Raw genomic sequence first — 12,857 nt, 5'->3', positions numbered from 1 at the left:
ATTTACATCAAAAATTTGATTTGGTTCATGGGGGGGGCTTGATGCGTTTTATAACATGATTATCATTTGATACACTAAAATTATGCTCAGGCAAGTAGTAAAAATTTGTGTTTGTTCCAATATATTGTGTGTTGTTATGGTACTTTGAGCATACAACATTGGACTCAAGCCCTTGATTTTTATTGTAAAAAATGGCGGGATGACTAATGTCAATGCGAGATACACCCTTGAAGGAGGAAGCCCAAAGATTGTCTTCTGCATCAGAAAATACAGAGTAAATAAGATTAGTAGAGAGGCCTCTGTTGGTGTTAATGATCCTGATTGTTTCTCCCTTTTTGTTCATTAATAAAATACCACCTTTAGCAGTGCCTATCGCAAAATCACCTCTGGCCGTTTGGGTGCTGGTAAATTGAAAGTTTTCTTCGAGATACCTTTTGGTATCATCTGAAATTGTAAAAGGTTTTAATACATGGCTTACTGTATTATAAGTGAAAAATAAATTTTCCTTAATTAAGGAAAACAATAATTCGTTATCGGAGTATGAATTAATGAAAAAATAGCTTTTGGTCAAAGCATTGAATTCTTCACAACCTTCTAATGGAATTATTTGCGTTTCATCAATTTTACAAAGTCCTTTTGCTAAATCTTTTACATAAATGGTTCCATTCACGAAAAATGCACATGGGGCTTGTAAGTTAACATGTATGACTTCTATTGAATTGTTTTTGTATCTGAAAATTCTTTTTTTTGAAATGAAGTAGACACCTTGATCGGTAATAAAGGTTTTCATGATACTTTGAAAAAATGGAGCACCTTTAGGTGCAGGTAGATATAGAGAGTGGTATTCAAGTGAACCTGTTGCGTTTGGCATAAAAACACCAAAGTCATTGTTTCCTCCTGCATAAATAATACCTAAAGAATCTATGGCCAACGATTTAATAGATGTTTTGTTAGAAATGGGATAGTTTCTCCAGCTTGCTCCATCAAATTCATACAAACCATTTTTTCCTCCAAAATACATTATCCCTCTTTGGTCTTGAGCTATTGTTAAAATTTGTCCTCTTGTATTTTGACTGTTAGGGTTGAAATTTTCAATATATGGCGTTCCTTGATAAGGAATATTTTGCGAAATCAATAACTGTGGAGCTATTGAAAGTGTCAGTAATAATATAATGTCTAATTTTAAATTCATTTTGAGACTTTAATAGTTCGCAATAAATAATTAGAGAGGTGTACTATTTGCAAACTTTTTTTTCTTTGCGCAAGATAGTAAATAAATAAGGTAATGACCATAATTATTTTATATGTATTATCCATTGCGTGTAATTTCTTCTAGTATTTTATTGGTTCGTGCAGCGCTTAGTCCTGTACTGACACAGTCTTTTCCAAAAAGTAGGCTCTCTGTAACTTGCTTTATCAAATTATATTGTATGTTTTCAGGATTTAGATAGGGGAATTCAAGTACTCCTCCTTGTGTATGGAGCTCAATGGCTTGGTGATCAAAACCGCTAAATTTGACCACTCCATTTGATCCTATTATTTCCATGGTATCCTCTTTGGCTTCGTTGGCTGCCACAAAACTCCAAAGTCCGTTTCCTACTAAGCCATTAGAAAATTTATAGCAGGCACTTACCGTATCTTCAACTTCATACCAATGGTTGTTATTGGATGAGCATCCTTGAGCCTCTACGATAGGTCCAAAAAGAAAATCCAGAAAATCAAATTGATGTGATGCCAGATCATGAAAAATACCACCACCTGCAATGGATCTATCAACTCTCCAGCCTTTATTTTGCTCATCAATATTGGCGGGGCGGGTTAGTCGGATGTTAACCGCCAGTGGTTTACCAATACTGTCACTTTCAATTAGTTCTTTTACTTTTAAAAAGCCTGGTAGTGTTCTCCTGTAGTAGGCAACAAATAGCGGAACGCCTGTTTCCTTTGAAACACGATTCATTTCCTGACACTCTTTATATGAAGAGGCCATCGGTTTTTCAACATATACGGGTTTTCCGGCCATCATAGCTTGAATTGCATAATAGGCATGGGTAGAGGGTGGGGTAGCAATATATATGGCATCCACTTCGGGAGATGCTATTAAAGAGGCTGCGTCGTTGTAATAATAGGGGACATGGTGTCGTAGCGCATAATCCTTGGCTTTTAGTAAATTACGCCTCATGACCGCTATTAATTTAGAGTGGTCAACTTTATTAAATGCAGGTCCGCTTTTTTTCTCTGTAACATCGCCGCAACCTATGATTCCCCAATTAATTATTTTTGTCATGCAGATTTTGTTTTTATAATAAATTCAAATGTCCTATTTTTGAACGCTAACAATCATCAAATATATCGAATTTTGGAGCAGCTAAGAGGCGAAAAAAGAAATATAATTGTAGAAAGTTGTTTCTACGACATAATCGGAGATGTTCACGGTAATGCCGATGAATTGGAAGAATTGCTCTTAAAGCTTGACTATACAAAAATGTACGGAGTTTGGCGTCATACAAATCGGAAGGCAATATTTGTTGGAGATTTTATCGACAGAGGACCAAATTCCCGTAAAGTTTTGGAAATAGTGCGGGGGATGGTTGAGTATGGATTTGCCTATGCTGTATTGGGTAATCATGAGTTGAATGCGATCTATTATTTAACAAAAAATGGAGATGGGAAACCTTTTAAAAAGCTTTCTGACTCATCCAAAAAGCTTATCGAACAGGTAAAACAAGAGTTTTATGGTGAAGAAAAACTCTTGAAGGGCTATGTGAAATGGTTAAGGACCTTACCTTTACATTTGGATTTTGGTGCTTTCAAGGTAGTGCATGCCTATTGGAATGATGAATATGCTGATATAGTTGAGCAATATAGAGACAAAGGACGCTTCCGTAAATCTGTTTTAAAATTTATGACCGATCCTAACCATGTGCTTGGTAATGCAGTTATTAAGTCTACCAAAGGTATTGAGTTTAAATTGCCCGATGACTTGATTATAAAGGATTCAAATAATAACAGAAGAAGTAACTTTAGAATTAAATGGTGGGAGGAAGCTGAAAATAAAACCTTTTACAAATTGAGTTATGGTAATAAATTTAAATTACCTAATTATACCATTCCTAAAGAGTTACTTTTTCCTTATCAGCCTTATACCGAAGATAAACCATTGGTGTTTTTTGGTCATTATTGTATGAATAAAACAAATATGACTCCTCGGAAAAATGTGTGTTGTGTAGATTCTTGTATCGCTAGTGGGGGGGCGTTGTGCGCCTATAGATGGAAAGGGGAAAAGGAGGTAGATAGGGAGAATATGATTTTTGTACAAAAAAAGCCCGTTTTTTTACGAAAACTCTTTTATAATAAAAAGTAACACGGGTATTTACACCCAACTATCTGCTAATTTTGTGAAAGTATGGTACAGTTTTAGATGAATCCCTTAAACTTATTATATTTGTCTGATTGATTTGGGTAGATTCATTTATTACCGTACTAGTTATTATTTATGAGAAAGATATTTTTTTCGCTTCATATATTCTTTTTATTTGCTGTTACAACCAGTAGTTATGCCCAAATAGATACAGACCGAGTATTGATCATTGGTAGAAACGCCTTATACTACGAAGATTACGTATTGGCTATTTCATACTTTAATAAGGTAATACGTGTAAAACCTTATCTGGCCGATCCCTATTATTTCAGAGCATATGCAAAATATAGTCTTGATGACCTCAAGGGTGCGGAGAAAGATATGGATAAAGCCATCGAAATAAATCCCTTTCATGCCAGTTATTATCGTTTTAGGGCAGACATCAGAAATAAATTTGGATCTTATGAAAAAGCCTTGGAAGATTATGCCAAAGGATTGGAAATAAGTCCACAAGACCAAGGTATATATTTCAATAGGGGCTTGGTATATATGAATATAAAAGATTATAAAAAAAGTATTGATGATTTTACATCGGTATTAAAAATAGATAACGCACAGTATGGAGCTTATATTAATCGGGCTATTTCAAAACTTAATTTAAAAGATACTATTGGAGCTGTTCAAGATATGGACGAGGCCATCGAAGTGAATCCTCTGGTAGCTGATGCTTATCGCTTTAGTGCTTTTATTTATTACGATATCAATGATTTTGAAAAGGCCATCGCTCGTATTAATGAGGCGATTAAATTGGATAGTCATGAGGCCTCTTACTATATGATGCGGGGCGTTATCCGTTACCAAATGGATAATTTAACAGGTACCATGCAAGACTTTGATAAGGTGATTGAACTGGAACCCAAAAATACAATGGCTTATGCGAACCGCGGATTGTTAAGGGTAGAAGTGGGAGATGTAAATAATGCAATTGACGATTTTTCTAGAGTATTGGCTTTAAACCCCAACGACCTGTTGACACTTTTTAATAGATCCTTACTTTATATCCGTATTGGTGAATATCATGATGCCATCGCCGATTTAAATCTTATTATTGATCATTATCCTGAATATTCAGGTGCTTACATGGCTAGAGCACAGGCTTATAGTGGCATAAATAATAGTGCTGCAGCCGGTAAAGATTATAATATGGCCTATAAGTTAGAACAAGATAATCGTAAAAAAGCAGAAAGAAATACGGCAGACAATAAACCCAAAGAAACAAGAGCTGAGAAAGATGATGACATCAGAAATCATGACAAAATTGCTGTCCTGGATGACTTTGGAATTGATGAAAATGAGGTGGAAGAAATTGATAACCTAAGGGGTAAAATTCAAAATAGAAATATCATTATTGACTTGGAAACGGTGTATGGCCTTACTTTTTTCTCGGTGGATTCTTTGATCAATAGAACACGGTATTTTAAACCCGAAGTGACTCAGTTTAACCAACGAATAAAATTCGGTAGACCACTTATCTTCTCCAATAGGGAAGCGGAAACAGATGGTGATAAGGAAATAGAATACTTTACTAGTATTAAAAAAATAGGAGATGAGCTCCAAAAAACGCCCGATAATAATGATTTGCGTTTTACCAGAGCTATATTGTATGGAGTGGTACTTAATTACACAAGTGCCATCGGAGAATATGATTATATCATCGAAAACAGTAAGGATGAAAACTTTAATTTATTCCCTTATTTTAACCGCGCTTATATTCGTTATAAAATGGTTGAAATGATGCAGCAATTTAATGAAGAAGAGCTTCCTGTGAATCTGTTAAGCCAAAATACAAGTGCAGGACTTAAAAAAGATGATGGGGTAAAAAGTGGAGCTGTTGTTAAACAAATGCTCGATTATCAATTGATTGAACGTGATTTGCGAAAAGTACTGGAGATAGATCCTGGTTTTGAATTTGCTTATTATAACTTGGGTATCTTGCAATGTATACGTAAAGACTATGAGGCAGCGATTCTTAACTTTAACAAAGCAATTGAATTAAATCCTTTCTTTGCAGAAGCATACTTTAATCGCGGTCTGACACAAATTTATCTTAAAAATGATGAGCAGGGTACTTTAGATCTTAGTAAGGCTGGTGAACTAGGTTTATATAAAGCATATAATGTGATTAAGCGCTATGGAATGCAACGGATATTAAAGAATACGGAACAAAATGAGGAGGAGAAAGATAAATAAATGGAGCATTGGCTTGAACATATTGATACAGACAATAGTGAATTTCAGGATGCATTAAAGCTGGTAGAATATACCAATCGTTCGGTATTTTTAACGGGAAAGGCCGGAACGGGAAAAAGTACGTTTTTGAAATATATTTGTGCTAAAACAAATAAAAAGCATGTAGTGGTGGCTCCAACAGGTATTGCTGCTATTAATGCAGGTGGTCAAACGATGCATTCTTTTTTTAAAATACCCTTTAGACCGATATTGCCTGACGACCCGGATTTAAGTACCCAAAATGGTCGTATTTATGATTTCTTAAAGTACAGAAAAAATCACCAGAAACTGATCAAAGAAATGGAACTCCTAATTATTGACGAGGTTTCTATGTTACGGGTAGATATACTGGATTTTATAGATCGTGTACTTCGCGTGTTTTCGGGTAATATGCAGGTACCATTTGGAGGAAAACAGCTTTTGATGGTGGGTGATGTATTTCAGTTGGAGCCGGTGGTCAAAAGAGAAGAATGGGGAATTCTAAAACGCTTTTATCAAACGCCGTTCTTTTTTTCGGCCAGGGTGTTCCGTAATTTACCTATGATTCAAATCGAACTTAAAAAAGTATATCGTCAAAGTAATCCTGAGTTTGTGAACCTATTGGATAGGGTTAGGGTGAATGCGGTTAAACAGGAGGATATCAAAACTATCAATCATCGCTTTAATCCCACTTATAATGCTCCTTTGGATGAACTCTTTATCACCCTGGCAACACGTAGAGATACTGTCGATTATATTAATGATCATAAGCTAAAGGAATTGCAAGAGGAAGAAATTGCCTTTGAAGGATATATTTCAGGTGAGTTTCCGGAATCGGCTTTGCCAACTCCACAGCATTTAATTTTAAAAGAAAATGCGCAGGTAATGTTTATTAAAAATGATTCGCCTGAGCGTAGATGGTATAATGGTAGTCTTGGAAGAATCGACGAAATCAATGAGGAAGGAATATATGTTCGGCTTGAGAATGAAGAGGTACATCTGGTTGAAAAAGAAGTGTGGCGAAATGTACGATATAAATATGATGAAAAGAATAACCGTATCGTAGAAGAAGAGATAGGATCTTACCAACAATATCCCCTAAAGTTAGCTTGGGCAATTACAGTACATAAAAGTCAAGGCTTAACATTCGATAAAGTCATGATCGATTTTTCTGGTGGTGCATTTGCGGGTGGACAGTTGTATGTGGCCTTGAGTCGTTGTCGTTCGTTGCAAGGAATTATTATGAAATCGCAAATTACTCCTCGTGATGTAATTGTAAAACGAGAATGTGTTGATTTCTCCCGTAGATCCAATAATAAACTGCAAATAAAGGAAAGTCTTGATTCTGCAAAGGCCGATGATTATTACAAAAAAGCCTTGACCGCCTTTCGGAAAAATGAGTTTCAGAAGTCAATGGAGTTATTAGGGCAGGCAATGAGCAAAAGAAATGACCTGACTAAGCCGATAATACTTCGTTATATTTCACGTCAGTTAAATATAATTCATCAATTAAAAAAGAAGATAAGACTTCTGGAAAATCGTGATCGCAAAAGAAATAAACAACTGGAGGAGTTTGCCAGAGAATATTTCTTGATGGCCAACGAATGCTTGGTAAAAGCAAAGGATAAGCGTGCTGCCATTGCCAATTTAAACAAGGCCATTTTGTTAAATCCAGATTTCTTTGATGCTATTTTTAAACGAGCAGGGTTAAAGGTTGAAGTAGATGATCTGGATGGGGCAGAGGCTGATTATTCGTTGGCACGAAAGTTAAAACCACGTCTTTTTAAGGTCTATTATAACAGAGGTAGAACTCGTATGTTGCTAAGAAATTTCAATGGAGCTTATAATGATTTTAAAAAGGCTATCCAACTAAAGGATGATCATGCGGATGCTTATTTTTATTTATCTAAGGTGTGTGATAAATTGGGTGAGAAAGATGAAGCAGAACGCTTTAGAAATATATCAGATAACTTGGGTTATCAAGATTAGCCAATAGCATTGCTTGTGCTCATTGACTAATCTTATGTGTAAAATTTATTTGATCTGCGTTTTTATGTACTCAGCTACCTGTGTATGTCCTTTAGAATTAGCAAAATCCAATGAGGATTCACCATCTACATCCACCATGGTTAAATCCGCACCATGGGCAACTAATGTTTTTACGACTTCCAGCTGACCTTCTGCAGCTGCCATCATCACAGCAGTCCAATTTTCCTCATTATCAATTAGGTTAGGTTGAGCTCCTGCTTGTAATAGTGTGAGCACCGTTGTAGTAAATGGACCGGTAGAAGCATACATTAATGCAGTTCTGTTAATGTTATCCGTTAAGTTAACATCAGCTCCGTTATTTAATAATAATGAAACAATTTCTGTGTGTCCATTAAACGCTGCCATCATTAGCGTTGTGCGCTTGTTGGCATCGGTTGAATTGGCGTCGAAACCGTTTTCTAAAGCATTTTTTATGGTTTCTATTTTTCCATCCAATGCACTTTGATTTAATAAGTCAATATCAAAAGATTTATTAGAATCTACAGTCGTAGGTTTTTTTGTTGAAATCTCGGAGGTATCAGTTGTTTTCTTTGTTTTAGTATCACAACTGTATACAATGCTTGCAATAATTGTGATAGCTACTAATAGTGATAGTTTGTTCATGATCGTATTTTTATTTTTTTTCAATTGAAGTGGTAAAAGTAACATTTACATTATATAAAATTGGTATATTCATCTAAAATACGCTTTGTTGCGTTTCATTAACTATTTATTAAGGTTTGTCGTATATACTGAAAAAAATATTGATCTATTTAATACATTTGTACCAAATCGTTTTGCCATGGGAAGTGTGGAGCAATCCAATGTGAAAAAAGAAATAAAATGTCATTTTTGTGATATTCCATTCAAAAAAACCTTGAGTTTTGAATATCTGATTCGTGATATTGAAAATATAGCTGAGGATGCCAATAGTATATTGAATAGCTCGGCAAAGGACTTGCTCAAAAAACTGGAAGATGTTCCAGAGCTTAGAGGCGAGATAAAAGATAATTCTGTCATGGAGAAACATGACACCCTGCTGAAACAGTTGATGTCTTTTGTATTTAATCCACTGAACTGCAAGGAAGAAATTACGGCAGCTTTTAAGCCTTTTGAAATGGAACCTTTTTTTAGTTCTCAGCGTTATAAAAAAACGATAGGAGCCGAAAATAAAAGAGTAGACATACTGGGTGAAGATACGAGCAATGCCAATATAATCCCTATTATATACCAGGCTTATTGCATCATATTAGATAAGGTTTACAATTACAAACTACCGGTAGAGATTCCATTTACCTTTAAGCTAACCGATAGCCAGAATCAATCGGTGAAATATTATAATAAAAATTTTGATATTAGTTATCTGCAGGTTAAACCCATCGCTAAGCTAAAGGAGTTGAAACATGAAGATATTACCGCTCTTTTTGATAGAGATCATGATTTGGATTTTTGGAATGAAATAATTCCTTTGGATAAATTTGAGTTTAGAGGTTTTATGCGTTTTAAATACAACAATATCACACGTGAACATGTTGTATCGGAACTGAAATCGGACTTGCTGGATAAAAATACAATCGTTTCTGTGGAGGGGTATAAGCGCATTCAAGAAAAAATACGATCGCTGATGGACAATCCCCTGGTCAGGTTTGGACTTGTGTCTTTTTCTAATGATATTGAAAGTGGTGGAAAAAAAAGTTATTTATGGAAACCAATCGTTGCGGATTCTAAACTGAGGTACAAAGACTATGAGGGATCTATATATCAACAAGCGTTTGAGGAAAAACGTATTATTTTAACGCGAGATTTAAAGGAAGGAAAACAAACCAGCGTAAAAAAGGAGTTGTTGGACAATGGTATCAGTAGCCATGCTGTGGTTCCGTTAATTATTGATGACAAAGTCGTGGGTATGCTTGAATTTGGCTGTCCTTTACTAAATTCCTTAACCTTGATACAAGTTAAAATGTTATACGATTTGTTTCCTGTTTTTGCTTTGGCCATTAAACGTTCTCAAGAGGAATGGAACGACAAGGTGAGGGCACTGATTCAGGAAAAGTTTACAGCCATACATCCAACGGTAGAGTGGCGTTTTAAAGAGGCTGCTTCAAAAATTTTAAATAGTAGAGAAGATACGGCCAGTGTTGATCGTATTGTATTTTCTGATATTGTTCCTATTTATGGGGCTTCCGATATTAGGGGCTCATCATTGGCGCGTAATCATGCTATTCAGGCTGATTTAAGCGAACAATTGGAGTGGGCCTATGAAATACTGAAAATAGAAAAAGTTATTCGGGATATTCCCCTATTAAGTGATGTTAGCTATAAAATTCAGAAACATTTAAGAACGTTAAAGTTAGGACTGAAAGCGGGTGACGAGGTGAGTATCGTGGAGTTTTTGAAAAATGAAATTGATCCTTTTTTACGCTTGATAAAGGATAGAGATCCGGAATTGACCGGACCTGTAGATAAATATTTTGAAATGCTTGACCCTGAATTGGGGGTGCTTTATAAGAAGAGAAAAGATTTTGAAGACAGCCTTACACTCATCAATGATCATGTAAGCGACATTATTGATAAGGAACAGGAGAAAGCACAGGATGTTTTTCCACATTATTTTGAAAAATACCGTACCGATGGAATTGAATATAATGGTTATCTGGGGCAATCGTTGGTAAAGGATTTAAAGTACAATGAAATGTACTTGAAAAATATTCGTCTGTGGCAGTTGTTGGTGAAAGTGAAGATAGCTCGTAAAATTAACCAGATACAGTCCGAGCTGAGGACTAAATTGGATATTACACAATTGATATTGGTTCATTCCAATCCCTTAAGTATCGAATTTAGACAAGACGAGAAGAAATTTGATGTGGCGGGAGCTTATAATATACGCTATGAAATAACAAAAAAACGTATTGATAAGGCTCTGGTTAAAGGAACCAACGAAAGAGTAACACAAGTAGGTAAAATCGCTATAATTTATTCTTATGTCGAAGAAATTGCCGAATATAAAAGGTATATTGATTACATGATGGCCCAAGGTTATCTTACCGGCGACTTGGAAGAGCTTGAACTGGAAGATCTAAAAGGAGCATCCGGTTTAAAGGCTCTGCGTGTGCAAGTGAATTTTAAAAATGAGAAAAGCTGCCATATAAACCAGCAAGTACTTCAAGAAGTGACTGACGAATAATGAATATGAAATATATCGACCGAGATCTGAGTTGGTTATCTTTTAATGCCCGTGTTCTTCAGGAAGTTGAAAGTGAAACGGTACCCTTGTTAGAAAGGCTGAAGTTTGTAGCTATTTACTCTTCTAATTTGGAAGAATTTTATAAAGTTAGAGTCGCTGGCCACCGGTTTGAACAAAAATATAACGGGGATAAAAAAAATAAGTTCGGATTCCGACCTTCCTATATTTTACAGCAAATTAATGCGATTGTAAGTGAACAGCAGGAAAAACTGGGACAATTGTTTTATCACGAGTTAGTTCCTGCTATGGCTCGTGAAGGAATTCACTTTCTGTATGAGAACATCGATAAAGAAAACCTAAAACTGGTCTCTGATTATTTTGATCAACATTTAAAAAATAATTTTGTATTACGAAAGATTGATGATGATGCCAGCATCGATCTGGTGCATCAAACTGTTTATCTCTATTTTATTTCATTAAAAGGTAAATACCTGTTGGAACTGGACTATGATAAGTGGGGTAGATTTATTACCCTATATCATGATGAGAAGGAAACAAGGATAATTCAACTAGACGATATTTTTAGATACAATGTGGAGAAATACCTTAGCAAAGAAACAGAAGTATATGCTGTAAAAATATCAAGAGATGCAGAATTGTATATTGATGAAGAACAGGAAGATAGTATTGTAAGAAAAATTAAAAGAAGCCTTAAAAAGAGAGAGACTGGACTCCCTAGTCGATTATTGTTTAACGAAGATATCCCTTTTAAACATATTAATTATCTGAGAAAGAAAATTGATGTGGACATGACTGGACTATTGCCTGGAGGAAAGTATCATAATTACTATGACTTTTTTAAATTCCCGTTTTTTAGTCATAAACCTCATTTGTATAATAAAAAATTCAGTACAGTTGCCTGTTCAAAACTCGACAATGCAGCAGATTATTTTGAACAACTTAAAATATCTGATGTGTTTTTAAGTTATCCATATCAAGATTTTAGCTATGTCGCAAATGTGCTACATAAGGCAGCGTTGGATGCCCAAGTGCAAGAGATAAATATTACCCTTTACAGGGTCAATAAAACATCAGAAATATGCAAGGCGCTTGAGAAAGCCGCACATAAGGGGAAAAAGGTATTTGTGTTGGTTGAAGTATTGGCTCGATTTGATGAAGAATCAAATATTTATTGGGGAGAAAGGCTTGAAAAAGCTGGTGCTTCTGTTAAATATGGAGTGAAAGAATTGAAGGTACACGCCAAAATATTTACCATTAAACGCAAAGAAGATAAGGAAATTATAACTTATGCTTATCTGGGGACAGGTAACCTGAACGAAAAGACAGCAAAAATATATGCTGATCATGGTATCTTAACCGTAGATAAAAGATATACCCATGACCTGGATGAAGTGTTTTCTTTTTTAAAAGATGAGACTTATAGACCAGAATTTAAATATTTATTGGTGGCACCTTTCGTTCTACGAAAAGGGATATATGATTTGATAGATCAGGAAATTGAATGGGCCAAGTCGGGAAAAAAAGCTGAAATGAATATTAAGCTTAACAGCTTTGAGGATCCTAAAATGATTCATAAAATCAGACAGGCTGCCGATGAAGGAGTAACTATAAACATGGTCGTTAGAGGAATTTGTTGTTATTTTCCGCTCACAAAACAGCAACAAAACAATATTAAAATCGTTAGTATAGTTGACCAGTTTCTTGAACATACCAGGATTTATCATTTTCATCACAATGGATCTCCTATTACTTATTTAGCTTCTGCTGATTGGATGACACGCAACCTTTCCAACCGAATTGAAGTTGCTTTTCCTGTTTTTGATAAAGAAAATCAGCAGTTATTAGTGGAAGAAATATATTGCCAGTTGTCGGATTCGTTAAAAGGACGTTATCTTACGCAGGATGCAAAAAATGCTTATGTAGATGGTAAAAACAAAAGAACATCACAGCAGCTTATGTTCGATTTGGTTAAAAAATATGTGAGGTATTAATGATAGA

The 12,857-nt window shown here is 35.2% G+C and carries 8 protein-coding genes; 5 read left to right on the top strand and 3 right to left on the bottom strand.

Translation table 11 applies throughout. The features are described 5' to 3' along the window. Positions 1–25: 25 nt before the first annotated feature. A complete protein-coding gene (locus tag CYTFE_RS0106450) occupies positions 26–1,192 on the bottom strand; it encodes a ligand-binding sensor domain-containing protein (RefSeq protein ID WP_027471147.1) in 1,167 nt (388 codons plus the stop codon). Positions 1,193–1,309: 117 nt separating this feature from the next. Next, positions 1,310–2,284, bottom strand: coding sequence for a Gfo/Idh/MocA family protein (locus tag CYTFE_RS0106445; RefSeq protein WP_027471146.1), 975 nt, complete (start codon positions 2,282–2,284; stop codon positions 1,310–1,312). Between the two features lie 72 nt (positions 2,285–2,356). Between CYTFE_RS0106445 and CYTFE_RS0106440 the strand changes: the two genes are divergently transcribed. The 3 genes from CYTFE_RS0106440 (at position 2,357) to CYTFE_RS0106430 (ending at position 7,615) form a co-directional block, all read left to right on the top strand. Then, a complete protein-coding gene (locus tag CYTFE_RS0106440) occupies positions 2,357–3,361 on the top strand; it encodes a metallophosphoesterase (protein WP_235208255.1) in 1,005 nt (334 codons plus the stop codon). Between the two features lie 132 nt (positions 3,362–3,493). Beyond that, a complete protein-coding gene (locus CYTFE_RS0106435) occupies positions 3,494–5,608 on the top strand; it encodes a tetratricopeptide repeat protein (RefSeq protein WP_027471144.1) in 2,115 nt (704 codons plus the stop codon). Beyond that, positions 5,609–7,615, top strand: a complete 2,007-nt coding sequence (locus CYTFE_RS0106430) for an ATP-dependent DNA helicase (protein WP_027471143.1) — start codon at positions 5,609–5,611, stop codon at positions 7,613–7,615. A 45-nt stretch (positions 7,616–7,660) separates the two neighbouring features. On the opposite strand, the gene CYTFE_RS25300 is transcribed toward CYTFE_RS0106430, so the two are convergent. Then, complete coding sequence (locus CYTFE_RS25300) at positions 7,661–8,278, bottom strand: ankyrin repeat domain-containing protein (RefSeq protein WP_052522265.1); 618 nt, start codon at positions 8,276–8,278, stop codon at positions 7,661–7,663. A gap of 88 nt (positions 8,279–8,366) precedes the next feature. Here CYTFE_RS25300 and CYTFE_RS0106420 point away from each other — a divergent pair, with 88 nt between their 5' ends. Both CYTFE_RS0106420 and ppk1 read left to right on the top strand, forming a co-directional pair. Further along, the gene (locus tag CYTFE_RS0106420) at positions 8,367–10,838 is read left to right on the top strand and encodes a GAF domain-containing protein (RefSeq protein WP_154665623.1); all 2,472 of its coding nucleotides are present in this window, start codon (positions 8,367–8,369) and stop codon (positions 10,836–10,838) included. A gap of 5 nt (positions 10,839–10,843) precedes the next feature. Continuing rightward, complete coding sequence (gene ppk1 / locus CYTFE_RS0106415) at positions 10,844–12,850, top strand: polyphosphate kinase 1 (RefSeq protein ID WP_161636288.1); 2,007 nt, start codon at positions 10,844–10,846, stop codon at positions 12,848–12,850. The last annotated feature ends 7 nt before the right edge of the window (positions 12,851–12,857 follow it).

Source organism: Saccharicrinis fermentans DSM 9555 = JCM 21142, from assembly GCF_000517085.1.
In the GTDB taxonomy this organism is placed as follows: Bacteria; Bacteroidota; Bacteroidia; order Bacteroidales; family Marinilabiliaceae; genus Saccharicrinis; species Saccharicrinis fermentans.
Note: the sequence above shows the minus strand (reverse complement) of the source record. Positions and strands in the feature narration are given on the sequence as shown.